At 67.5% G+C, this 24,206-nt stretch carries 22 protein-coding genes and 1 pseudogene; 13 read left to right on the forward strand and 10 right to left on the reverse strand.

Annotated features, from left to right (window positions below):
• Positions 1-761: 761 nt before the first annotated feature.
• A complete protein-coding gene (locus tag FB471_RS26160) occupies positions 762-1,943 on the reverse strand; it encodes an HNH endonuclease (protein WP_211358147.1) in 1,182 nt (393 codons plus the stop codon).
• 584 nt (positions 1,944-2,527) lie between these two features.
• Here FB471_RS26160 and FB471_RS26165 point away from each other — a divergent pair.
• Entirely contained in the window at positions 2,528-2,734 is a 207-nt protein-coding gene (locus FB471_RS26165; protein WP_142000978.1) for a hypothetical protein, read from the forward strand.
• Complete coding sequence (locus FB471_RS26170) at positions 2,734-3,153, forward strand: type II toxin-antitoxin system VapC family toxin (RefSeq protein WP_142000979.1); 420 nt, start codon at positions 2,734-2,736, stop codon at positions 3,151-3,153. The genes FB471_RS26165 and FB471_RS26170 overlap by 1 nt, the downstream gene beginning before the upstream one ends.
• Before the next feature lie 551 nt (positions 3,154-3,704).
• Here FB471_RS26170 and FB471_RS26175 read toward each other — a convergent pair.
• Entirely contained in the window at positions 3,705-4,586 is an 882-nt protein-coding gene (locus tag FB471_RS26175) for an NAD(P)H-binding protein (RefSeq protein WP_246076593.1), read from the reverse strand.
• A 39-nt stretch (positions 4,587-4,625) separates the two neighbouring features.
• On the opposite strand from FB471_RS26175, the pseudogene FB471_RS36005 reads away from it, so the two are divergent.
• Positions 4,626-5,602: pseudogene (locus tag FB471_RS36005) on the forward strand (AraC family transcriptional regulator).
• Between the two features lie 95 nt (positions 5,603-5,697).
• On the opposite strand, the gene FB471_RS26185 reads toward FB471_RS36005, so the two are convergent.
• Positions 5,698-6,225 (reverse strand): hypothetical protein, encoded by a 528-nt coding sequence (locus FB471_RS26185; protein WP_142000980.1) that lies wholly within the window; start codon positions 6,223-6,225, stop codon positions 5,698-5,700.
• 143 nt (positions 6,226-6,368) lie between these two features.
• Complete coding sequence (locus FB471_RS26190) at positions 6,369-7,475, reverse strand: FAD-dependent oxidoreductase (RefSeq protein ID WP_142000981.1); 1,107 nt, start codon at positions 7,473-7,475, stop codon at positions 6,369-6,371.
• A 179-nt stretch (positions 7,476-7,654) separates the two neighbouring features.
• Between FB471_RS26190 and FB471_RS26195 the strand changes: the two genes are divergently transcribed.
• Positions 7,655-8,257 carry a TetR/AcrR family transcriptional regulator gene (locus tag FB471_RS26195; protein WP_142000982.1) on the forward strand — a complete coding sequence of 201 codons (603 nt, stop codon included), beginning with the start codon at positions 7,655-7,657 and terminating at the stop codon, positions 8,255-8,257.
• 40 nt (positions 8,258-8,297) lie between these two features.
• Here FB471_RS26195 and FB471_RS26200 read toward each other — a convergent pair whose 3' ends face one another.
• Both FB471_RS26200 and FB471_RS26205 read right to left on the reverse strand, forming a co-directional pair.
• The gene (locus FB471_RS26200) at positions 8,298-9,371 is read right to left on the reverse strand and encodes an NAD(P)H-dependent amine dehydrogenase family protein (RefSeq protein ID WP_142000983.1); all 1,074 of its coding nucleotides are present in this window, start codon (positions 9,369-9,371) and stop codon (positions 8,298-8,300) included.
• Positions 9,368-10,159, reverse strand: coding sequence for an SDR family oxidoreductase (locus tag FB471_RS26205; RefSeq protein ID WP_142000984.1), 792 nt, complete (start codon positions 10,157-10,159; stop codon positions 9,368-9,370). The genes FB471_RS26200 and FB471_RS26205 overlap by 4 nt, the downstream gene beginning before the upstream one ends.
• Before the next feature lie 158 nt (positions 10,160-10,317).
• Here FB471_RS26205 and FB471_RS26210 point away from each other — a divergent pair, with 158 nt between their 5' ends.
• Positions 10,318-12,123, forward strand: a complete 1,806-nt coding sequence (locus FB471_RS26210; RefSeq protein WP_142000985.1) for an FG-GAP-like repeat-containing protein — start codon at positions 10,318-10,320, stop codon at positions 12,121-12,123.
• A gap of 37 nt (positions 12,124-12,160) precedes the next feature.
• Here the strand turns inward: FB471_RS26210 and FB471_RS26215 are convergent, their stop codons facing one another.
• A complete protein-coding gene (locus FB471_RS26215; RefSeq protein ID WP_142000986.1) occupies positions 12,161-13,144 on the reverse strand; it encodes a hypothetical protein in 984 nt (327 codons plus the stop codon).
• A 244-nt stretch (positions 13,145-13,388) separates the two neighbouring features.
• Here FB471_RS26215 and FB471_RS26220 point away from each other — a divergent pair, with 244 nt between their 5' ends.
• Positions 13,389-13,943 (forward strand): hypothetical protein, encoded by a 555-nt coding sequence (locus FB471_RS26220; RefSeq protein WP_142000987.1) that lies wholly within the window; start codon positions 13,389-13,391, stop codon positions 13,941-13,943.
• 200 nt (positions 13,944-14,143) lie between these two features.
• The gene (locus tag FB471_RS26225; RefSeq protein WP_142000988.1) at positions 14,144-15,379 is read left to right on the forward strand and encodes a YncE family protein; all 1,236 of its coding nucleotides are present in this window, start codon (positions 14,144-14,146) and stop codon (positions 15,377-15,379) included.
• 47 nt (positions 15,380-15,426) lie between these two features.
• On the opposite strand, the gene FB471_RS26230 is transcribed toward FB471_RS26225, so the two are convergent.
• Complete coding sequence (locus FB471_RS26230) at positions 15,427-16,173, reverse strand: class I SAM-dependent methyltransferase (RefSeq protein WP_142000989.1); 747 nt, start codon at positions 16,171-16,173, stop codon at positions 15,427-15,429.
• A gap of 154 nt (positions 16,174-16,327) precedes the next feature.
• On the opposite strand from FB471_RS26230, the gene FB471_RS26235 reads away from it, so the two are divergent.
• The 5 genes from FB471_RS26235 (at position 16,328) to FB471_RS26255 (ending at position 20,649) form a co-directional block, all read left to right on the forward strand.
• Positions 16,328-17,308 carry an alpha/beta hydrolase gene (locus FB471_RS26235; RefSeq protein ID WP_142000990.1) on the forward strand — a complete coding sequence of 327 codons (981 nt, stop codon included), beginning with the start codon at positions 16,328-16,330 and terminating at the stop codon, positions 17,306-17,308.
• Positions 17,305-18,864, forward strand: coding sequence for a flavin-containing monooxygenase (locus tag FB471_RS26240; protein WP_142000991.1), 1,560 nt, complete (start codon positions 17,305-17,307; stop codon positions 18,862-18,864). The genes FB471_RS26235 and FB471_RS26240 overlap by 4 nt, the downstream gene beginning before the upstream one ends.
• Positions 18,834-19,040, forward strand: coding sequence for a hypothetical protein (locus FB471_RS26245; protein WP_142000992.1), 207 nt, complete (start codon positions 18,834-18,836; stop codon positions 19,038-19,040). Before FB471_RS26240 ends, FB471_RS26245 begins: the two co-directional genes overlap by 31 nt.
• Positions 19,037-19,930: an oxidoreductase gene (locus tag FB471_RS26250; protein ID WP_142000993.1), complete on the forward strand. Its 894-nt coding sequence runs from the start codon at positions 19,037-19,039 to the stop codon at positions 19,928-19,930. Before FB471_RS26245 ends, FB471_RS26250 begins: the two co-directional genes overlap by 4 nt.
• Positions 19,931-20,022: 92 nt before the next feature.
• Positions 20,023-20,649, forward strand: a complete 627-nt coding sequence (locus FB471_RS26255) for a TetR/AcrR family transcriptional regulator (protein ID WP_142000994.1) — start codon at positions 20,023-20,025, stop codon at positions 20,647-20,649.
• Between the two features lie 151 nt (positions 20,650-20,800).
• Here the strand turns inward: FB471_RS26255 and glpK are convergent, their stop codons facing one another.
• Both glpK and FB471_RS26265 read right to left on the reverse strand, forming a co-directional pair.
• The gene (gene glpK / locus FB471_RS26260) at positions 20,801-22,318 is read right to left on the reverse strand and encodes a glycerol kinase GlpK (protein ID WP_142000995.1); all 1,518 of its coding nucleotides are present in this window, start codon (positions 22,316-22,318) and stop codon (positions 20,801-20,803) included.
• A gap of 12 nt (positions 22,319-22,330) precedes the next feature.
• Positions 22,331-23,095, reverse strand: a complete 765-nt coding sequence (locus tag FB471_RS26265) for an IclR family transcriptional regulator (protein ID WP_142000996.1) — start codon at positions 23,093-23,095, stop codon at positions 22,331-22,333.
• 277 nt (positions 23,096-23,372) lie between these two features.
• Between FB471_RS26265 and FB471_RS26270 the strand changes: the two genes are divergently transcribed.
• Positions 23,373-24,200, forward strand: coding sequence for an MIP/aquaporin family protein (locus tag FB471_RS26270; protein WP_142000997.1), 828 nt, complete (start codon positions 23,373-23,375; stop codon positions 24,198-24,200).
• The last annotated feature ends 6 nt before the right edge of the window (positions 24,201-24,206 follow it).

Consider the following 24,206-nt stretch of genomic DNA (forward strand, 5'->3'; position numbering starts at 1 on the left):
CTCCTCATCAAATGTAACTTATACTACCTGTTAGGATGCCTAGCAAGCCAGTCCCTGTACCGGTGACCTGCCTCATCGATGTGTGCGTCTTGCACGAGGCCCCCTTGCGCTCCACGAGGCTTCTGCCCGAACTTCAAACCCAAGCGCAGCGGTCCTCGGTTGCCGTGCCACCCGAAGTACAAACGCCAGAGCCGTGCCGGAATGTACTGATCTCCAATCTCCCAGCGAAGCTCGTAGATGAGCCGATTGCGCGTGATTTGCTTGAGGTCAGCGTATGGCTTCAATTCACCGCGCTGCGCCGATTGAAGTAAATCTTTCACCTCCGCCAAAATCAGTGAACGTTCAGCGGAAGTCCTCCCTGCGTTGTTAAGCTCAACCTTGACCACCGGTCGCCCCTCGCCGTCGCGATACAACTCCCAGCAGCCACCGCTTGCAGCAGCAACAGCCTCAACTGACGTCACTAAGCCTCCAGCCCTGGCAGTAATATTCCGCGATGTCGAACGTAGGCCTAGTTCCGTCACAGCCGCCATAGACCCAGGTAACGATCCAACCTAAGAGTAGCTGACCCACACTTTACCCTCGACAATCAATCACAACGTTCCACACACACTGCACGGAGATCACCAGGTGCGTATGCAAACGGCGTAGCGAGAACAACGTTGATCAGGCATCGCAGACGACGACAGACACGCCGCGCTAAGCGGTAGATCGCAGGCTTGAACAGTTGACGACTCGGCGATCAATTGTCCGGGGTCGGCAGATTACTGGTTGCTCTGTCGACGTAGCCAGTCTTTGTAGCGCCACCTCAAGGCGTCCGGATGGGGCAGCTTCGGCAAGTGTTCCAAGGTCGGCGTCGTGATGCCGAGTTCGTCGAGGCTGGGCCCAGTAGCCCTCGTCACTACTTTGTGGGACTCTGGATCGATTGCGAACAGATGTGCATCAAAGGCTCGGTGTAGGGCGGCATTGAGCGGAATCCCGTTCCGGGGGTCATCGCTTCCGTCCTCTGCATGGGGGACGAGGTGGGCGGCATCTAGCATGGCTGATACTGCGACACCGGACAGCGGGCATCGCGGGCCGTAGCGCTGGAGGACCTTCAGCTTGAACTGGCTCTGACCTGACCTTTCTGAGACTGACCGCATCTTTCGTCGGTGGCCGGCTCCCCGGAGGTTGAAGTCTTCCTCGTCAGACCGGTCAGTATCGAGTAGGTCGGTCGGAGCCTGCCAACGGAACGTGATCAGGAAGAGCTCACTGTCGTCGTCCCATCCCTCAACCCAGCCAAGCTGTACTTTGCGCCGAGGCGAGCGCGGTGCTGGATGACTGATCACGAACACCGGAATACGGAGCTGACCAGCAGCCTTAGTGGCTTCAATCTCTGATCGATCGCGACCGGGCTGCCGGTTGGTACGAGGGTAGTGGTAGAGGACATCTTTGTCCGTGAAGTCATCTGCGTAGTGGAGCCCTGTGTGCAGAAGGCCTACGGTGATCCCTCGGCTATCAAGCTTCTGCGTTCGTCTCGAGTCAACCCACACGCCCTGAGCGCCGCCGTATACTCCAAGGCTACGCAGAGTTTTTGGCTCCAGCGAGGCGTCACCTGCTGTGGCTTGGAGGTGAGCTTGAACAGCAAGTCGCCAGACTCGCTCACCATCGACTGTGCTCGGTTTTCTATCGACAACTTCGAATCCCAGGCCCCGCAGCACCGCATTGGCGCCAGCTTCACCGCCACTGAACTCGTCATGTGAGGGCGTGCCCTGCCTACGGAACTGATACCCGTAGGCGACGCCGGCGATCGCTTTGGCGTCATACAAGCGGCCATCGTGCTGAACGTAGTACTGGTCGGCCTGCCCGTAGTGATGGGTACTCAGGAAGACCTCACGGCCTCGCGAGTCACACTCACGCATCGCTTGACGAACTGCTTCAGCGTCGGTCAGGTCCCTGATATTCATGTCTCCCCTGGTGCTACCCGTCCGGCGATTGACAATGTGAGTCTGAAGCGCAGCGCTCTGGCAAACTATCTGATGGAGCCCTGACGACCTCTTGAACGACACAAGGCAGATGGTGGCGGTTCTATCATCTAGCAGACCTCACCAGCTTGGCTGGTCCTTCGTATCGGTAGCCTGACGATCATAGCGAGCGCATCGTGCAGTTGATCCAGGTCCAGCCAGGTTTCTACGCCCGGTACACAGAGTTCAGGCGGACGCGGGCACCACGGTGCCCGTGGCATGCTGGGCTCTCCTGAAGACGAGCAAGGCGAGCAGCGTGTCGTTGGTGTCGACGTCCTCGGCCTGGGTGGTGAACTATGGACACCCAATCTGACCGCTTGGCAACCTCGCTAAGTATGTGCACTCGCACATTTCGTTTGACGTCGAAGGCAAGCCACTTACCACTAAGTCGCCCAGATCGAAAACGAGTAACAGCACCGGTGCGCGAGTCTGCACTGTAGGTAGAGACAAGATCCACCTCCCTGGTCTACCCCGAAAATCAGCGGTCATGGGCGCCAGCCAGCGGCAATCAACGGTAGACTGCGGTAATGAGCGCTGAGCGTGACGAGCTGATGCGCCTGGTGAATGAGCTGCCGGACGAGCAGGTTCCCCGGGTGCTGGACGACGTGCGTCGGCATCTTCGCCCGGTTCAGGACCAGTCCTGGCCGCCAGCCTGGTTCGCCAGTGCGGAGGGGGACGGCATGGCCATCGGTGCCCGCAGTGAAGAGCTGCTTGCCGAAGGCTTCGGCCGGTAGTGGTCATCTGCGATACGGGGCCGCTGGTCGCTGCCGCGTTCTCTCGCGATCCCGACCACCACGCTTGCGTGGAGCTGTTTACCGGCCTGCACCTCGCCAACCGGCCGATGGTGGTCCCAGCGCCGATCGTGGCCGAGGTCGGCTACCTGCTCGGTCGCTACGCTGGCGCGAAAACCGAGGCCGGGTTCCTGCGCTCGCTCGCTGACGGCGACTTCGTGACCAGGGAGTTGACCAGCGCGGACTACGCACGGGCGGCCGAGCTGGTCGAGCAGTACGCGGACATGCCGTTGGGCACGAGCGATGCCGCCGTGATCGCTCTCAGTGAGCGGATGGACGTGTCCGAGGTAGCTACGCTCGACCGGCGGCACTTCACCGTGGTCCGCCCGCGGCACGTCAGCGCGCTCACCTTGCTGCCCTGACCCCGAGATCAACTGCCCCACTTACGCCCCGCAATGGGTGGCAAACGACCCTGAACGACCGGTGACGATGACCGTTTGCGACCGCGAAGCCAGCAGGTGAGAGGCTACGACGGCAAGCAACCACACATGTCGGCGTTGATCTTCCGGAAATCGACACAGTGCGGGTTCGAGTCCCGTCGGGGGCACGTACAGCATCTACACTCTCGGCGCCCGCTGGCCGAGCAGGCGTTCGGGCGTAGGTTGAATGCGAGGTACGGCAGCACGTCCAGCAGGGCGGTGTCCTCGGCGCTGAGCCGATCTGGTCCTACCTCGTCCGTGGCGTTCTTCCGCGTCCCCAGGTCGTTGTAGGTGCGGCGCAGCCCCCTTGCGGAACGGTCGGCAATATTTACCCTGACGAAGAATTGTCGCCAGTGTGGCAGAGTGAATTCTGCCCCACCACGACGCGATCTCAGGAACCCCAGCTACGATGATTCCCCAGAAGTTGTTTCTTGAGTGAGTTTCCCGTGCGGGTGACCGGCGGTTCGCTGCCCCGCCGGTCGTGCCCGGGCCGTTCAGTCCTGCCAGGCCTTCGCGGCGTTCTTGGCGAATTCGGTGAAGTCACGTGCGGGGCGGCCCAATGCGCGTTGGACACCGTCGGAGACATGGGTGTCGAGGCCGCGGCGGATGGAGCCGATCGTGGTGGCGTAGTCCTCGGCGTCGGCGCGGGGCCAGCCTTGCGTGACGAGTTCCTCGATGAACTGGTCCTCGGGTATCGCCACGTAGCGCAGCGACCGCCCGCTCGCCCGCGAGATCTCCTCGGCGACCTCGGTTAAGGTGAGCGCGCGCGGGCCCGACACCTCGTAGGTCTGGCCGTTGTGGCCGTCCTCGGTGAGTGCGGCGACCGCGACGGCGGCGATGTCCTCCGCGTCGGTGAAGGTCGCCGCCCCGTCGCCTGCGGGCAGGCGTAGTTCACCGGAGAGGACGTCGTCGATGAAGAAGCCTTCGCTGAAGTTCTGCGCGAACCACGCCGGCCGTACGATGGTCCACTCCAGCTTGCTGGAGCGGACGGCGTCTTCGCCATCGATGTGCGTATCGCCCGCGGCGCTGTTGTCGCCCGCGTAGCCTGGCACGTCCACGCCGCGGCCGGACAGCAGGACGATCCGCTTGATGCCGCGTTCCTCGCAGCGCGAGACGAACGGGCGGGTCAGCAGTTCGCCGTCGAAGGCGACGACGTAGACGGTCTGGACGCCATCGAGTGCGGCGTCCCAGGTGGAACGTTCGGTCCAGTCGAACGGTGGTTCACCGGTACGAGAGCCCACGCGGACCGGGATGCCCTTCTCTTTGAGTTGGGCAACGACACGGCCGCCGGATCTGCCCGTGCCGCCGGTGACCAGGATCGGGTGGTGAGTCATGGGCCAAGTCAAGCCGCCTTCGGTGAGCGGTGCCATGTTCATGGCACTCGTACCGATGTCTCGACGTCTAGAGTAGCGGTCGTGGATCCGTTGACGGAGCTGCTGGGCGGGGTGCGTGCGCGGGCCGCCCTGATCACTCGCACGGCGCTCACGCCCGGGTGGTCGGTGCGCTTCGCCAGCGGTGCGCAGCTGACCCTGGTGAGTATCCTGCGCGGGCGGGCCTGGATCGTGGCCAGGGACGAGATCCGGCCGATCACCCCGGGCGAGGTGGCCGTGGTGCGCGGGCCCGAACCCTACGCGGTGGCCGACGACCCGTCAGCGCCGCCGGAGCGTGTGGTGACGCGCGAGGACTACTGCGAGCGCACTCGTGCGCAGGGGCGGGACGCGCGAACGTGCGGCGATGCCGGGAGCGGCACGGCGTTGCTGCTCAGCGGCGCCTACGAGGGGCGGGCCGGCATCAGCGAGCGGCTGCTCGAAGCCCTGCTCGCTGTGCTCGTGGTGCGCGACTCCGAGTGCCCGTACCCGATGCTCGGACAGGTGGCCGAGGAGGTGGTGCGGGACCGCCCGGGCCAGCAGGCCGTGCTGGACCGCCTGCTCGACCTGGCTCTGGTCTCCACGCTGCGCGCCTGGTTCGATCGCCAGGGCACCGACGTCCCGCTGTGGTACCGCCCGACCGAGGATCCCGTCGTAGCCGGGGCGTTGCGTTTGCTCCGCGACGTCCCGGCGCACCGTGGACGGTCGCGGAGCTGGCCGCCAGGACAGGTGTCTCCCGGGCGGCCATGGCGCGGCGCTTCGCCACCGAGGTCGGCGAGCCACCGATGGCCTATCTCGCGGCCTGGCGCATCACCCTGGCCGCGGAACATCTGCGTGAGACCGACGCGACGGTCGGTGCGATTGCCCGCAAAGTGGGTTACTCCAACGCTTTCGCTCTCAGCGTGGCGTTCAAGCGCAAACGCGGGGTGACCCCGACCGAACACCGCGCCGCCTGCCGCTTCCGCCACCACGCAGGCTGGCCCGGCGAGGCCGACTCGGCGACGCAGAACGCGCCATCGACGTGATAAAGCGACTCGTCGCGCCGAACCGTTGCATGGGCTGACCAACGTGCTCGCGACAGGCGCGCACGAGCAGCCCGAGCCTCCGGGCGCCGATCACGTTACTCCGCCTCACGTAACTTCTGAACAGAGCGCGGCCGGCGGGGCTGCACGGACATCTGAAAATCGCCCCTGGCGATCTCGTGTTCTCGTGTTCGCGACCTGTGGCACCGCTTCACCTGTTCTCCCGAGGCGAAGGCGAGGCTGTCTTTCGTGCCGTTGTCGCGCACCGTCAAGTTGATGGGATCCCTGGGCGTGATTCCCGCGAAGTCTTGGGCGTCGGCCACTACCGCGGTCACGATACCGAGCGGGCCTTCGGATCGTACGCAGTCGACCCGGGCGACCAGCCACCCGACCTGCTCGGCGTAGTGATGCGACATCCAGATCACGCCCTTGCCGGAATGGCCGTTCCCCCACGCATGAACCGAGATGTCGAAGACAGAGGCCGGATCGTGGGTATCGATTTCAGCCCTGCCCAGTACCGATACGTTTCGTGAGACCTCGGCGCCGGCGGTTGCCGCCGCGGCCGTCCCCAGCATCGCAATCGCGGCGACGGACATGCCGATCGCCGCTTTCCGCACGTTCTTCACAGGGCAAGGATCGCGCGACCGCCCGGAGGAAGCCTCCTCCGCCGGATGGAGATCGTTCACCTGCGGGAGCGACTTCACGGAGTGGTGCAGTGCCGGTCCATCCTGCACCCACGCCGATCGAGCAGGCGGGCCGAGCTCGGATGTCAGCAGGCGTTCGCCGCTCGAAGACGCTCGTTGCGTGTGTTGATCGCCTCCCAGGTGGGCGGCACCATGAGGTCGCCGCCTTCGCCGACGGTGCTCTGCGCGAACTCGACATGCGGGCGCTGGCGGGTTTCGTAACGTTCGAACGCGAGGAGGTGGTTCTCGCTCGACTCGAGTTCCTCGGCCAGGAAGTACGCGCCGGTGAGCGCGAGCGAGGTCCCGCGGCCGGAGAGCAGGGCGGGGCAGTGTGCGGCATCCCCGACGAGGCCGATGCGGCCCCGGTGCCAGGTGGGCATGTGGATCTGGCTCACCGAATCGAAGTAGAACTCGGGATCGGCACGAACCGCATCGAGGAGCTGGGGGACCTTCCATGAGGTGTTGTCCGCGAAGGCGTCGATGAGGATCTGCTTCTGGGCGTCGAGGTCGCGGTGGTCGTAGTCGATGGGTTCCGAGCGGAACAGGAAGACGGCGAGGGCCTTGTCCTTGTAGCGGGCGACGCCTGCCATGCGGCCGGGGACGTTGTACATCGGGTTGAGCCGGTCGGGCCGCGCCTCGCCGGGGAGATCGGCGAGCCCGACGTAGAAACCCAGATGGTGCAGGTAGTCCCGCTCAGGCCCGAACGCCAGCCTGCGTACCGCCGAGTGCAGGCCGTCGGCGCCGAGCACGAGGTCGAAACGTTCGGTACGGCCGGAGCCGAAACGCACGTCGACTCCGTCGCCGTCGTCGGCGAGTGAGTCGATCGAGTCCCGGAAGCGGATCGTCGTGGGGGACGGGAGCGCCTCCGCCAGGATGCGCGCGAGATCCTCCCGCGCGATCTCGACGTCGTCCTCGGAGTCGCTTATCTCCTCGGCCGGAACGTGGGCGACCGCCTGGCCGTCGCCATTCACGAACCGGCCCAGCTCCGTCATGCGGACCCGGTTTTCGCGAATCCGGGTGAGCAGTCCCATCCTGTCCGCGATCGAGATCGCGTCGCCGCGGATGTCGATCGGTGCTCCGTTGACCCGGAGGTGGGAAGCGCGTTCGACCACGGTGACGCGGTGGCCGCGGCCGGCGAGATCGAGTGCGACCGAGAGCCCGGCGATGCCGGCGCCCGAGACGAGAATATCCATTGTTCATCACTCCGTGGTTCGCCCGATGGATGTGTGGGAGGTGCCCGCCATGGCCACCTCCCCACCTTAAGTCTACTTCTTGTTGCATTTATCGTAGCGCTGCACCGGCTCCGGTGGCCACCGGAGCCGGCCGATGGCGAGAATCAGCACCGAGCGAAGACCAGGGAGGCGAGCAGCGGATGACGAAAGGCCCTGCGGAACGGTCGGTGGTTCGGCGGCCCGGAGGTCGCGCCGCCCGGGTACGAGCGCGGATCCTCGCGGCAACGACCGAGCTCGTCGCCAGGGACGGCATCGCCGGCTTCCGCTACGAGGAAGTGGCCGAGTTGGCCGGTGTGCACAAGACGAGCGTCTACCGGAACTGGCCCGACCGCGCCACGCTGGTGAAGGAGGCCCTGTTGCGGTTCGGCGAAGACATGGCATCGCTGGCGGAGACCGGAGAGCTACGCCGGGACCTGGTGGACTTCCTGGTGGCGCTCGCGGACGGCCTCGCCACGCCGACGGGTCGCGCGCTCGCCCTGGTTGCCCAGTCCGGCCACGAGAGCGCGGAGGTCCGCCGCACGGTGGACGCGATCCTGGCGCACCGCGTCGTCGCCGTGCAACGACGAGTGGATCGCGCGGTCGAGCAGGGCGAGTTGCCGCCGGTCGATGGCTACTTCTTCGGCGAACTGCTCTGCGGCCCGATGTACCTCCATGTCCTCCGCGGGCCGCGGCCCTTCACGCGCGAAGACGCGGAGCGAATCACCGATGTGGTGCTCGCCGGTGTTCGGGCGACAGGGCGGTGAGCCGGTGGTGCTGGTGAACACCGTGGTCTGCCGACTCGGGTCACCGGCCGGCGAGTCCCTTGCCGGTGATCAGGGGGAGGTCGAGCGCGGTCAGCAGCCCCGGGGGCGCGTCGACCACCGCCGGCACGGCGTTCACCAGTCGCATCGCCGTGGCCTTGAGGCCCGCCGTGTTGTGGTCGCCGTCGGTTCCGAGCAGGCGCAGGTCGAGGGTGTAGTGGGGTTCGCCGGTGACCTGCACGCGGTAACAACCCTGACCCGACGGCTGCGGCCATTCCGGACCGAGGTCCGGGTGCAGTCTTGTCACGTGTTCCAGTACACACACGGGTGCGTCGCCGCGCATTCCGCGGACCTCGAATCGCAGCGCCGCCGCCGAGCCCCGCTCGATCGTGCCGCAGGAGATGTCGAACGTCTCCGGCGCCGGCAGCCGCTCGTAGCGTTCCTCGACACCGTCGAGCTGCACGCCGAGGCCCGCCGCGAGCTGGCGCACGACGCTGCCCCACGCGAGGGTGAGGACGCCGGGCTGCAGCAGCATCGGCACGTCGTCCATCGGCGTACCGAAGCCCATGATGTCCAGCATGACCTTGCGGTTGTGGTAGGTAGAATAGTCGAGGATCTCCAGGCAGCGCACCTCGTCGATGCGCTCGCAGACACCGGTGAGCACGAGCGGCAGCCAGTCGTTGGCGAAGCCGGGGTCCACGCCGTTCACCCACAGCGAGGCGCCGCCCTCGGCGGCGGCCTCGCGAATCGGGTCGGTCATCTCCTTCGGGACGACGCCGTCCGGGTACTGCAGGAACACCGGGCAGCTGGACACGACGTTGATCCCGGCGCGCAGGAACCGGCACAGGTCGTCGAGTGCCTCCGTGATCCGGTCGTCGGCCATGGCCGTGTAGACGACGCAGTCCGGCCGCGTGCCCAGCAGCTCGTCGGCGTCGTCGCAGGCCAGGACGCCGAGCTCGCGGCCGAGCCCGGCGAGTTCACCCGCGTCCCTGCCGACCTTCGCGGGATCGGACACCCACACGCCGGCCAGGTCGAGGTCGGGCCTGGCGGCGATGCCGGCGATCGCGTTGCGGCCGACGTTGCCCGTGCTCCACTGCACCACGCGGTAGTTCGTCATGTCAGATCCGGGAGTCCGAGTTCGAGGTTGGGTGCCTGCAGTCCGCCGTCGACGTCGAGGACCTTGCCGGTGACGTAGGAACCCGCGGGGGAGGTCAGATAGACGATCGTCGCCGCGACGTCCTCCGGGTCACCGATGCGGCGCAGCGGGGTGGCCGCCTCCATGCGCTCGCGGAGGTCGGGGTCGCGCACCACCACGTCCAGTGCCGAGGTGGCGACCGAGCCGACCGCGATCGCGTTGACGCGGACGCGGGGGGCGAGGTCGGCGGCGGCCAACCGGGTGTAGTGCGCCAGCGCGGCCTTGGCGGTGCCGTAGGCGAGGAAACCGCGGCCGGTCACGCGGCCCATGACCGACGAGATGTTGACGACCGAGCCTCCGCCCGATTTCAGCATCGTGGGCGCGGCCGCGCTGATCAGCGCGTGCGCGCCGGCAACGTTGAACCGGAACGCCTCCTCGAGGAACTCGGCCGAGGTTTCCAGCAGGGGGCGGGGGAGTGTGCCACCGACGTTGTTGACCACGATGTCGAGCCTGCCGAACGTGGTCACCGCGGCATCGGCGAGTGCGGCCGCGTTCGCCGGGTCGCTCAGGTCGGTGGCCACGACGTGCGCCGTGCGGCCCGCGTCAGCGACGCGCGCGGCGACCTCGTCGAGCTGGTCCCGGGTACGCGCGGCGATGACCACGTCGGCACCGGCCTCGGCCAGCGCGAGCGCCGTGGCGGCCCCGATGCCCCGCCCCGCGCCGGTCACCACGGCCACCCGGTCGGTCAGCAGGAAGCGGTCGGGGATCATGGACAAACTGTAACATGTTCTAGTCGCGGTCGGGTGCGAGCGCGAGAGCCGCTTGCGGTCAACCGGGCCGCCGTGCTCATGGACCGCCGGGCCTTCACCTGGTTAGCTGGTGCTCAACTGAGGCGGTCGAGACGACTGGGGGTCAGCAGGTGTTGTCCGTGTCGTACTTTTCCCAGCTCACAGTCGGCATGATGGTGGCGATGGCGCTCGCGGGTCCGCCCGCGGCCGCCGCCGGACCGGCACCGTCCACCGGGACCGAGGCGGTGCTCGAGGTGGACACCAAGGACGAGTTGCTCGCCGCGCTCGCGACCGCGACCGCCGGTGACACCGTGTTCGTCACCGGCACCGCGTCGATCGACCTGACCGGTCACAAGCGCGTCGCGATCCCGGCCGGGGTGACGCTGGCCAGCGACCGTGGCCAGGATGGGGCGCCCGGCGCGTTGCTGTACAACACCGAGCTCGACCTCGGCCAGCGAGAGGCGTGGGCGCAGTTCTCACCGCGGGGCAGCGGCGTGCGGATCACCGGCCTGCGGCTGCGCGGCCCGGACCCGGAGATCAGGGACAACGCATACCAGTACGACAACTCCCGGGGCATCGAGGCGATCAACGCGTCCGACCTGACCGTGGACAACAACGAGCTTTCCGCCTGGTCACACGGCGCGGTGTACCTCGGCGACACCCTCGAGGCCAGGGTGCGCGACAACGACATCCACCACAACCGGCGTACCGGCCTTGGCTACGGGGTGGTGCTGTACAACAACTCGAGCGCGCTGATCGAGTTCAACACCTTCACCCAGAACCGGCACGCCATCGCCGGCAACGGGTACCGGACCCAGCGTTACGAGGCCCGGTACAACCTGGTGGTGGACAACGCCCGCTCGCACGGTTTCGACATGCACGGGGAGAACGAGACCTCGGGCAGTGGCGCGCCGTGGGCCGGTGACGTCATCCACATCAACCACAACAGCTTTCGCTCCAGCCGGCAGCCCGCGGTCGCGGTGCGCGGCCGCCCGTACACCGGGGCCCGGGTGTCGGCCAACTGCTTCGCGCATGGCAGTGCGGGCTCCGCGGTGCTGCAGCGGCACTTCACCGGCAACCTCACCGTGGGTTCCAACACCTACGGGACCACGACCGGCACCTGCCACCGGTTGGGAAACCGCACGCCGGTCGGCTGGCGGCTTTCCGACGCGGGCACCGGTAGCTGGCAGAGCCTGCGGCACTACACGTTCGACGTGTCCGAGGTCGGCTTCGGGGACTTCGACGGCGACGGGCGTACCGACGTCCTGCGTGCGACCGGGGACCGGTGGTACTACTCGCCGGGCGGGCGCGAGCCGTTCGTGCGTGGCGCGGTATCCGGCCTGACCCGGAGCGGGATGCGGTTCGGGGACTTCGACGGGGACGGTCGCACCGACGTGTTCTCGGTGTCGAACGGACAGTGGCGGTTCTCTTCCGGCGCGACGAGTTCCTGGCAGCCGCTGAACACCTCCGGGGTTCCGCTGGCCGACCTGAGGTTCGGGGACTTCGACGGGGACGGTCGCACCGACGTGTTCCGCGCGAACGGCACCCGCTGGTACTACTCCTCCGCGGGCACCTCCTCCTGGCAGCCACTGGCCTCCTCGAACCGGCGGGTCGATTCACTCGGCTTCGGGGACTTCGACGGCGACGGCCGCACCGACGTGTTCGCGTTGGTCGGCGACCGCTGGCGATACTCGTCCGGTGGCGCGGCATCCTGGGAGCCGCTCGCGGCGTCCACCATCCCGGTGTCCGCGCTGCGGTTCGGCGATCTCGACGGCGACGGGCGCACGGACGTGTTCCGCAGCAGCGGAGGCCGGTGGTACTACTCGTCGGGTGGACGGTCGTCGTGGGCGCCGCTGGCGGCCAGCGGGTGCCCGCTTTCCAGCCTGGTGCTGGCCGACCTGACCGGCGATGGCCGGGATGACGTGTTCACCGGCCGGTGCGGGTGACCGTTCACGGCCACTCGGTCGCACGCCGCTCGAGGTTTCAGCCGACGTCGGTCAGTTCGAAGACACCGATGTCGTCGGCATCCCTTCCCTGGCTCGGGACGGTCTGGTTCAGCGAGGCCTCCACCGCGACCCAGCCGTGGAAGCCGCCGTCGCTGTCTATGACCTGGAGCATCGGCTTGACGTGTGAGTTCCCGGTGTAGCAGTACTCGTTCCGGTTGTCCGCGAGCGAGGTCCGCCAGTGCCAGATCGTGTCCCGCCTGCCCTGGGAGTTGGTGTTGGGGGTGGAGAGGTAGTACTCGGTCGGGCTGCTGGTGCGGGAGCCGAGGCAGCGATCGCCGTCGCACCGGTGCCACTCCCTGGCCCAGAACGGTTTACCGGATCCTTCGTCCAGGTAGGGCGTTCCCCTGTCCGTCTTCCACAGGTGGAAATTGTGTTCGAGCGTGGAGTGGTCGAACGCCGCGATGTCCGCCATGGAAGCCCGAGCGTTCCACTCGGCGTTGCTGCCGTAGCCGTAACCATGGGTGGCCCCGAAGGAGGTCCGCAGGAACGTGAGCTTCGCCAGCTTTCCCTCGATGGGCCGGCTTACCCGCCACTCCTCCCAACCGTTGCCGTCCCACTGGATACGCAGCGTGGATCCGTTCACCGTGTAGGTTCCGGACAGTTCCTCGGGCATGCTGCCGGCCTGGAACCCGCCTGCCGTCTGCACCACGCAGTCGCGCGCGACGCAGTTGCCCGCACGTACCCCGGTGTAGCTTCGCTTCACACGCTTGCGTTGCGACCAGTGGAAATGCGACTCGTATACTTTGTTGTCCCTGGTGAACGAGTACGTTCCCAACCGCACCCAGTTCTGTTTCGAATCGGTTTTCAGCCCACCGACCGAGACGGTGAAACGATGCATCCCCGCCGGGGCGTTGGTATCCGGTGCCGCCACGGCCCCCGCGGCGGGAGCCGTCAGCCCCACCGCGGCCACGACTGCCGCACATGCCATGGCCAGTAACGACGCACGGCTGTTCCTGCTCATCTGGACCTCCTCGAGGGTCGAATGATGTCCAGGGTAGCGAGCCGGTCAACATCTAACCTTGTACTTGTAGGACTAGTTAAGAACTAACTTAGGTTCGTGCGGGATACGCCTGAATTCACGTTGGGATGTTATACCTACGAAGGTCTGTTGAGTGAAGCCGTGTCAGCCAATTACGTTAGGTGAGTCCAGTTTGGTGTGGTCGGTCGCCACACCGGGATTCCCCCTGCGTATAAAGGACATTCTTATGTTCAAGAAGCTGTTCTTGAGATCATTTCTGGCTGCCACTGCCACCCTTTCCATGGCATTTGTCGGCCCGGTGGCCCAGGCAGAGGTCGCCGCGGAAGGCCACGCCATTACGGCCGCCGAGATCGAGGCCGTCGCTCAGCAGCAGGCCGCACCGCCGCCGGGTGGGTGGCAGACGCCGAGCAATCGTAGCTACTACCTGCTGAGTTCCTGTCGACCGTACGCCTCCGCGATCCGCCAAGGTGCCGCGGCCTGGGCCGGCCTCACCGAGGGCGGCGGCACCCCGGTGGAGTGCCGCAACAGCTACATCCGCGACTGCGGTGGCGGCTCCAGGGTCGTCGGCTGCAACTGGGGTCGTGGCCAGCGGATCGCGCTGTACATGGGTGGCGTCAACGACGACGCGTTGCTGGCGGCGCACGAGTTCGGTCATGACTGGTACGGCCATTCCAGCTACCGGTGCGCGGGATGGAGCAGCCCGTCCCATGTGATGGCTCCTTCGATCTGCAACGGGCCGACCCTGACGAACGACGCACAGCTCGCCCATCATTCCGGTTGACGATCAGCGCGGTTCGACGACCAGGTGAATGTTGTGGGAGTTCGCTCTTTTCGAGCTGAGCTCCCACAACCTCGTGGTGTGTCACCCGGCGGCTGGGCCGCGGAACCCGTCACCGACCTTCACCCGGACAGGCGTGTCCCTCGGGGCGAACGTGAAGCATACTCACAAGTAACTCTGGTTCCCGGGTGAAGGGAGGGCACATGCTTGGAAGCAGGCGAGTCGTGACCCTGGCTGCGGTGTTGACGCTGACCGCGGTGATGCCTGCCGCGCCGGTCGGCACCGCGGAGCAGGCCACCGCGCCGGTCCGGCAGGCCCTGTTCGTCGGGAACAACTGGGACGGAACGGTGGATGCACTGACCCCGGACCCGCGGCTCGAACGCATCCGCCGGATCAACGTGGTACCCGATCTGGACGAGCGGCTGCGCGAGATCTACGCCGACCCGGTGCGGCTGCTGTACTTCCTCGGTATCCGGCTGGCCATCGGTGAGGGGCACGATCAGCTCGTCGACGATATGTACACCACAGAGGACGGCCGCACGTTGATCGTCTCTCGGCCGAGCCTCGCCGATGTGGTCGCCATCGATCTCACCCATGGTGCGCTGAAATGGCGGTTCCCGGTGGATGGCCGGCGATCCGATCATATGGCGATTTCCCCGGACGGCGGGCATGTCGCGGTTTCCGCCTCCACCGCCAACCTCGTGCACATCCTGGATGTCCGCACCGGGCAGGAGGTCGGCCGGTTCCCCTCGGGGGACTCCCCGCATGAGAACGTGTATTCTCGCGACGGTTCGCGCATCTTCCATGCCAGCATCGGTCACGTCTACACGCCGCTGGACGGGAACTGGGCGGACAGCACCAAGGGTGCCCGCCATTTCCAGGTCGTGGACAGCTCCACCAACGAGGTCCTGCGCAGGCTCGATATGGGTGCGGAGCTCCGCGAGGCCGGGTACCCCGGTATGAGTTCCGCGGTGCGGCCGATGACCTTCTCCGCCGATGAGCGGTTCGTGTACTTCCAGGTGTCGTTCTTCCACGGCTTCGTCGAGTACGACCTCGACCAGGGCCGCGTCACCCGGGTGGCCAACCTGCCCATCCCCGAGCACGCGCAGGACATCCCGCGGGAGCGGTATCCGCTGGACTCGGCGCACCACGGGATAGCGATGAACCCGCAGGGCACCGACCTGTGCGTGGCGGGAACCGTCTCGGACTACGCCACGATCGTGTCCCCGGAGACATTCCGGAACAAGGGGCTCGTGCGGTCCGGGACGAAACCGTACTGGGCGACGCCGAGTAGCGACGGGCGGCACTGCTTCGTGTCCTGGAGCGGCACCGACAGCGTCTCCGCGCTCTCCTACGAGACCGGCGTGGAGGTCGGCGCAGCCGAGGTCGGCGATCATCCGCAACGCATGCGGCTGGGTCGGATCGCGTTGCCGGAGTGAGCTCGCCGTGTCACACCCGTTCCAGGTCGAGCCTGCCGCGGTTTCGCCTACCGGCGTACGGCGTGCAGGTGCCACACCGGACCGACGATCCGGCCCTGCTCATCCAGCTCGAACTCGTCCGGGTTCGAGCTACCGGGGCCCGCGGGTAGCTGCTCACCGATCTGCGCCAGGGTGTCCTTGGTCATCGCGGTGGAGTAGGAGGTGAGCTGAATGTCCACAATGTCCCAATGTGCGCCGAGGTTCCGGCGCAGGTTCTCCTGGCTGATCGGCTGCGGGAGCGCGATGCCGGCGTGCTGCACATCGGCGAAGCAGAACAGGTGCAGGTCCGCGCCAGGCTTCGCCACCCGGTGCAGCGCGGCCGCGTAGTCCTGCTGCTGTTGCTCGGTCAGGCAGTGATACAGCGCGCTGTCCAGCACGGTGTCGAACCGCTCGCCCTCGAGTTCGTCCAGCCGGGTGGCGTCCGACTGGACGAACCGGATGTCGACCCCGCGCTCGGCCGCGCGCTGCCGGGCCTGCTCGAGCGCGGTGGTCGAGCCGTCGATCGCGGTGACCCGGTGCCCCCGCTCGGCGATGGCGATCGCGTTGTTGCCGAGGCCGCACCCGGCGTCGAGAACGTCGCCGTGGATGCTCCCGTTCCGGACGAGCTCGACTACGGCCGCCTGTGCCTCGCCGATGTCCCACGGCACGACCCCGAAGCTGACGTCCTGGCCCTTGATGGGCGGTTTGCCCTGATAGAACGCCTCGAAGTCGACTTCCTCGACGGCGAATGGCTGGCCGGCCGGCTCATTCGACACGGTGACTCCTTCCTTGGCAACTCAAATTCAACGTCTGCTGAGATAATGCTCCCGGTTGATCAGTCGTGTCAACCCGTGCACTTTGAGCCTGCGCGCCGAGGTGGTAGAAAGACGGTACGGAATGACAAGTCATTCCGCCTGAGGAGGTGCCGGCATGGCCACGCCGAAGGTGACCGGGAACGAGACCGGCAGGGTGCCGGCCCCCGCGGTCGAGCACCGGGAGGGTGCGAGCCGGCGGTCGCGCCTGCTGGCCGTGTTCCTCCGCGTGTTCGTCCGCCCGGTGCTGGCCGCGTACGGGCGGCTGCCGAAGCTGCCGTGGCCGTTCGGGCTGATCGACCGGATGGCGTTCGTGCTACGCGCCCGGCACGGCACCGAGCGTTCCGCGGTTCGCCTGCCGAATTGCCGCGCGGAGTGGGTCCACGCCAAGGGAGCCGGTTCCCGGCGGGCCGTGCTGTACCTGCATGGTGGTGCCTTCGTCTGCTGCGGGCTGCGTACCCATCGCAGGCTGGCCTCCGAGATGTCCGCCGCGGCCGGTGGCCCGGTGCTCAATGTGGACTATCGGATGCTTACCGCGGCCGTACCGATCAGCGCGGCTGTCGCGGACGGGGTCGACGGTTATCGCTGGTTGCTGGACCAGGGTTTCGGCCGGGAAGAGATCGTGATCGCCGGTGACTCGGCCGGCGGGTACCTGGCCTTCCAGGTCGCGTTGGCGGTCGCCGGGCAGGGCCTGCCGGCGCCGGCGGCGGTGGTGGCGATGTCCCCGTTGACCGATCTGGACCCGAGCGCCAAGCTCGCCCATCCGAACGCCCGGCTGGATCCGGTGTTCCCGCCCGCCGTCCTCACCGCCGTCGGAGAGCTCGCGGAGCGGGTGGCGGGCGAGCGTGGCAACGGTATGTCCCCTGTGGATGCCGATCTCGGCGCCATGCCACCGACGTTGATTCAGGCCGGCTCCACCGAACTGCTGCTACCGGATGCCGAACTGATGGCGCGGCGGCTCGCCGGGGCGGGCGTCGCGGTGCGGCTGCAGGTGTGGGAGCGGCAGGTGCACGTGTTCCAGGCCGCGGCCGACCTGATCCCGGAGGGCAGGACCGCCATCGGTGAGATCCGCGATTTTCTGGACGAGGTGGCCGGATGACGGGGCAGCCGGACTACGAGGTCATCGTCGTCGGCGCGGGGTTCGGCGGCCTCGGTGCGGGCATCGCGCTGCGGGACGCCGGTATCGAGGACTTCCTGATCATCGAGCGGGCCGGGGACATCGGTGGGACCTGGCGGGACAACACGTATCCGGATGTCGCCGTCGACCTGCCCTCGTTCACCTACCAGTTCTCCTTCGAGAAGAACCCGGACTGGTCCCGGGTGTTCCCCAAGGGCAGCGAGGTCAAAGCCTATATCGACCACTGCGCGGAGAAGTACGGGCTGTGGCAGTTCATCCGGCTGAACACCGAGATGACCGCGCGGACCTGGGACGAGGACAACCACCTGTGGCGGATCAGCCTGCGCGAGGGCGAGCTCACCTGCCGTTACGTGATCACCGCGCTCGGCGCGTTCATCGACCCGCGCACCCCGGATATTCCCGGCCTCGATGACTTCGCGGGAAAGGTGCTGCGTACCGCCGCCTGGGACCACCGGCACGACCTGGCCGGCGAGCGGGTCGCGGTGATCGGCACGGGTTCCACGGCGGTGCAGCTCATTCCCAAGGTGGCGAAGGTGGCCAGGCGGCTCACCGTGTTCCAACGCCGGGCGATCTGGGTGTTCGCCAAGCCCGACCTGAGGATCCCGCCGGCGGTCCGGACGCTGTTTCGCAGGTTGCCGTTCATCCAGAGCGTGGTGCGCGGGATCACCGCGGCGGTCGTCGAACTGTTGCTGGTCGGCGTGATCGTGTCCGGGAAACCGGGCTCCTTCGTGGCGAAGCGGGCCGAGCGGGCGATCCGCGGCTACCTGCGTACCCAGGTGCGGGATCCCGAACTGCGCCGCAAGCTCACCCCGGACTACGGGTTCGGCTGCAAGCGGCCCAGCGTGTCCAACACCTACTACAGGACCTTCACCAGGGACCATGTGGAGCTGGTGACCGAGGGCATCGAGCGGATCACTCCGACCGGGGTCCGCACCAGGGATGGCCGCGAGCACGAGGTGGACACGTTGATCCTGGCCACCGGGTTCCGGCTGGCGAATGATCCGGAGAACTACCGCAAAGTGCCGGTGCGCGGGCGGGACGGCTTCGATCTCGCGGACTTCTTCGCCACCCAGCAGGTGCAGGCCTACGAGGGCGTGAGCATTCCCCGGTTGCCGAACAGCTTCTTCATCTTCGGACCGTTCTCCTGGACCGGAAGTTCCTGGCACGTGATGGTCGAGACCCAGGCACACCACGCGATCCGGGTGATCACCGAGGCGAGGCGGCGTGGCGCGACCGCGGCCGAGGTGACGCAGGAGGCCAACGATCGGTTCTTCGCGTTCGCCCACCGTCGGGCGAGCAGGTCGTTGCTGTTCAGCAATGACTGCGGCAGCGCGAACACCTACTACATCGATCATCATGGCGACTTCTCGCTGCTGCGCCCGACCACGGCCTTGCAGGCATGGTGGTCCAGCCGCCGGTTCTCGCTCGACGACTACCGGTACCGGGACCTGCCCGCCGCGGCACCGAACGGGAAGGCGGTGGGCGAATGGGACCGGCCGACCACGAAGTCGCCGTGATCGGGCGCCCCGAGCAGCCCGGATGTCACGTCACCTCGCTCGATCGTGAACTGGGCACGTATCAGGTCAACTCATCCGGCGATATGCCTTACATTCGACCGTCGTCGGTGCTGTCGGCCCGGCGGTGGAGCAAGCGATTCGATCTGGACGACTACACGTACCGGGTGAGCAGATGAGTAGCAGGTGGACAGCGAAGGACATCCCCGACCAGCACGGGCGCACCGTGGTCGTCACCGGGGCGAACAGCGGCCTCGGCCTGGTCACGGCGAAGGAGTTGGCCGCCGCGGGCGCGCGAGTGGTGCTGGCCTGCCGGGACGTCGCCAAGGGGCGGGCGGCAGCGGCGGAACTGCCCGGCACCGTGCGGGTGCGTGCGCTCGACCTCGCCGACCTCGACTCCGTGCGGACATTCGCCGACGAACTCGAAGGTCAGGTGGACGTACTGATCAACAACGCGGGCCTGATGGCGGTGCCCCAGGGGCGCACCAAGGACGGCTTCGAGACGCAGCTCGGGGTGAACCACCTCGGGCACTTCGCGTTGACCGGGCTGCTGCTGGACCGGATCACCGACCGGGTGGTCACCCTGTCCAGCTTCCTGCACCGGTTGGGTCGCATCCGGCTGGCGGATCCGAACTTCTCCGCCGGGTACCGGCGCTGGTCCGCGTATGGCCAGGCCAAGCTGGCGAATCTGATGTTCGCCTACGAGTTGCAGCGCAGGCTCGAGGCGGCGGGATCCGGCGTGCGTTCGATGGCCGCGCACCCCGGGTATGCCGCGACCAACCTGCAGGGCAGGACCGAATCGATCCAGGACCTCGGGATGAAGCTGATGAACCGCGTCATCGCGCAGAGCGCGGAAGGGGGCGCGCTGCCGACGCTGCACGCGGCCACAGTCCCGGAACTGCCCGGCGGCTCGTTCATCGGGCCGAATCGTCCGGGGGAGATGAGCGGGTACCCGCACCGGGTCGGTTCGAACAAGGCTTCCCGTGACCGGGAGATGCAGCGGCGACTGTGGGAGCTGTCCGAAGACCTCACCGGCGTGCGGTACCGCTTCGAAGCCGCCCGGAGCTAGGAGCTGTCGAAGGAGGTACCTGCGCAAGGTGATGCGGCGGGCGCGCCTTGTTGAACACAGCCTGGCGCCGACGGGTGGGATACTCGGAGGCGATGACGACAGCAGCGGATCGGGCGGCGGAACGGGCGGAGCAGCGGCGCGCGGAGATCGTGCACGCGGCCTTCAAGGTGTTCACCGAGCGCGGGTACCACCAGGCGGGGATCGCGGACATCGCGAACGAGCTGGGGATCGGCCACGGGACCTTCTACCGGTACTTCGCCAACAAGCGGGACATCCTGATGCACGTACTGGCCGACGCGGCCGAGCGGCTGATGTCGGTGATGGCCTTCGCCGACCCGCGGGCGACCGACACGGTGGCCGAGTACCGCGCGCAGGTGGAGCAGATCTGCGACCGGCTGTTCACGCTGTTCGTCGAGGATCCCGAGGTCGTGCGCCTGATGTTCGTGGAGGCCCTCGGCGCGGACCCGGAGATGACCGCGCTCACCCTGGACACCTACCGCGGCCTGGCCAAGGGAACCGAGCTGTACCTGCGCAACGGCGTCGAGAAGGGCTTCCTGCGCGCGGACCTGGACACCGAGGTGACGGCCCAGGCGTTGATCGGGGTGATCATCTCCTGCGGGCTGTCCCTGCTGACCGCGAAGGACCCCGCCGCCCAGCGGGAAAGGTGGATCCAGGCGGGTACGCGGGTGATGTTCGAGGGCATTCGTTCGCCCGAGTGAGGCCGTGGCTACGCGAACGGCCAACTCGCGTACGGGAACGGCCAACTCGCGCGCATGAATGGCCAACTCGCGCGCATGAATGGCCAACTCGCGCGCGTGGAGGGCAAACACGCGGACGGGAGCGGCAAACACGCCGGGAGCGCCTGCGGTGTCAGCCGCCCGCGCGGTGCGGGCGCATCCAGCCGAAGGTGAGTTCGACGGCGCGCTGCCAGCTGGCGTACTCCTCGGCCCTGCGCCGCTCCTCCATCCGTGGCAGCCACTGCGCGGCCCGGTGCCAGTTGCGTCGCAGGCCCTCCAGGTCCGGCCAGTAGCCGACGGCGAGCCCGGCCGCGTAGGCCGCGCCCAGCGACACCGTCTCGGCGACCATCGGGCGCATCACCGGCACGGCGAGCACGTCCGCGACGAACTGCATCAGCAGGTGGTCGGCCGTCATCCCGCCGTCCACCTTGAGCTCGGCCATGCGCAGGCCGGAGTCGGCGTTCATCGCGTCCACCACCTCGCGGGTCTGCCAGCCGGTGGCCTCCAGCACCGCGCGGGCGAGGTGGCCCTTGGTGATGTAGGAGGTGAGCCCGACGATGATGCCGCGTGCCTCACTGCGCCAGTGCGGGGCGAACAGCCCGGAGAACGCGGGCACGATGTAGCAGCCTCCGTTGTCCTCCACCGTGCGGGCCAGCGTCTCGATCTCCGGGGCGCTGGTGATCAGTCCGAGCCCGTCCCGGAACCACTGCACCAGGGATCCGGTGATCGCGATCGAGCCCTCGAGGGCGTAGCGCGCCGGCTCGTCGCCGATCCGGAAGGCGACCGTGGTGAGCAGGCCGTGGGTGGAGTGCACCGGTTCGGTTCCGGTGTTCATCAGCAGGAAGCTGCCGGTTCCGTAGGTACATTTCGCCTCGCCCGGCGCGAAGCAGGTCTGCCCGAACAGGGCGGCGTGCTGGTCGCCGAGGGTGGCGGCGATGCGGATGCCGGGCACCACCCTGCGGGTGTCCCCGTACACCTCCGTGGAGGACCGGATCTCCGGGAGCATCCGGCGTGGGATGCCGAAGAAGCACAGTAGCTCCTCGTCCCAGTCCAGGGTGCCGAGGTTCATCAGCAGGGTGCGGCTGGCGTTGGTGACGTCGGTGACGTGCACGCCACCGTCCGTCCCGCCGGTCAGGTTCCAGATCAGCCAGCTTTCCATGGTGCCGAACAGCACGTCCCCGCGTTCCGCGCGCTCGCGCAGCCCGGGAACGTGCTCCAGCAGCCAGCAGACCCGCGGCGCGGAGAAGTACGTGGCCAGCGGCAGCCCGCAGCGTTCCCGGACCTGTTCCGCACCGGGAGCCGCGCCGAGCCGGTCGACGAGCTCATCGGTGCGGGTGTCCTGCCAGACGATCGCCCTGCTGACCGGGACCCCGGTGTGCCGGTCCCACAGCACGGTGGTCTCCCGCTGGTTGGTGATACCCAGCGCGGCGATCCGGTTCGCCTCGATACCCGCCTCGCGCAGCGCCTGCGGCACGATCCGGTCCACGTTCCGCCAGATCTCCACGGCGTCGTGTTCGACCCAGCCCGGCTTGGGGAAGTGCTGGTGGTGCTCACGCTGTGCCACGGACACCAGCCTGGCGCGGTGGTCGAACAGGATGCACCGGGTCGAGGTGGTTCCCTGGTCGATCGCCATCACGTACTTCTGTGCCATCAGCAGCCTCCGTTACCTGGCAGCCCCGAGATCGCGGGACACCGCGCGCGCCGCGTCCCGGACATAGCCGACCACAGTGGAGTTCGGCCGGGAGCGGGAGTCGCAGATCCGTTCCACGGCACCGGACACCCCGATCGCGCCGACCACGAGCCCCCCGTAGGAGCGGATCGGTGCCGCGATACCGGCCTCGCCTGGCATCGACTCCTCGACCTCGGCGGCCCAGCCGGCGTCCCGCACCTCGGCCAGTACGCGGGCGAGCGCCTGCGTGCCACCGATGGTGCGCCGGGTGAATGACTCCAACGCGCCGCGCTGCACGGTAGCGGCGAGGTCGGTGTCGTAGGCGAGCAGCACCTTGCCCAGCGCGGTGGCGTGCAGCGGGAGCAGGGTGCCGACGTCGAGTGTCTGGAGCGTGTCATCCGGGCGGAACACGTGGTGCACGACCAGCACGCTGCCCTCGGCAACCGCGCCGATGCGCACCGCCTCCCCGCTGCGCGAGGCGAGCGCGTCCGCCCAGTTGATCGCCCTTGACCTGAGCTCGTTGACGTCCAGGTAGCTGGTGCCAAGATGCAGCAGCGCGGCGCCGAGCTGGTACTTGCCGGTGGCGGGGTCCTGCTCGACGAAGCCGACCGCCTGCAGGGTACGGAGGATGCCGTGCGCGGTTCCCTTCGCCAGTTCCAGCGAACTGGCGATCTCGCCGACGCCGAGGCGTCCCGAGCCGCGGGCGAGCAGTCGCAGGATCGCCGCCGCGCGCTCGATGGATTGGACCGGACCAGGCACGCGGCCGAACCTAGCGCGTCGACGTGGGGTCGACAATGTCGAACACGCGGTGGGTAACGAACGAGGTCGTCCGCACGGGCCATGAGCTGGGTCACAGTCGCGGCAGAGTAATCGGACGAACCGGATCCAACCAGGCCCTGGCATTCGACATTGTCGAATTGGGTTCGTTGACCTCCGGGAAACCCCTGCTTAATGTCCAGCCCGACCCCGCGGGTTGTAGGAGCCGTCAACGCTGCCGCCCTTCCGGCGCGCAGCCTCGTTTCAGGTCGGAGGAGACATGGTCGAACGTCTCAAGGCCCGTGGGCTCGTCGGCGAGATGGCCGCCGAGTTCGCCGGCACGTTCATCCTCATCATGTTCGGATGCGGGGTCGTGGCCCAGGTCGCCGCGGCCGAGATCGGCGATCACGACAGCATCGCCTGGGCCTGGGGACTCGGCGTGATCCTCGGGGTCTATGTCGCCTCGCGGGTCAGCGGTGGGCACATCAACCCCGCGGTCACCGTGGCGCTCGCGGTGTTCCGCGACTTCCCGTGGCGCAAGGTCGGCCCGTACGCGCTGGCGCAGACAGCGGGCGCGTTCGTGGCCGCGTTGCTGGTCCGGTGGAACTACTCCGAGATTCTGTCCAGTGTGGATCCGGAGCACACCGTCGAGACGCAGGGCGTGTTCTCCACCCTGCCCGGCAACGGGGTGCTGCCGATCAGCGACCTCGGTGCCTTCCGGGACCAGATCATCGGTACCGCGATCCTGCTGTTCCTGGTGGTGGCCATCACCGATATGCGCAACCTCGCCCCGCCACCCTTCCTCGCCCCGGTGGTGGTCGGTTTCGTCGTGGTCGGCATCGGAATGGCCTGGGGCAGCGCCGCGGGTTACGCGATCAACCCGGCCCGCGACTTCGGACCCCGGCTCGCCTCGTACCTCACCGGGTACGGCACGGCCTGGCTGGACCAGCATGGCCATCCCTATTTCTGGGTCCCGATAGCCGGGCCACTGATCGGCGGCATCATCGGCGTCGGGGCCTACCGCCTGCTCATCGGGCGTTTCCTGCCGCCGGCCGAACCGCCGCTCGAACCCGCCCCCGTCCCGGCCGCGACTGCCCAGAAAGCCTGAGGAGCA

This window comes from Amycolatopsis cihanbeyliensis (assembly GCF_006715045.1).
Classification (GTDB): Bacteria; Actinomycetota; Actinomycetes; order Mycobacteriales; family Pseudonocardiaceae; genus Amycolatopsis; species Amycolatopsis cihanbeyliensis.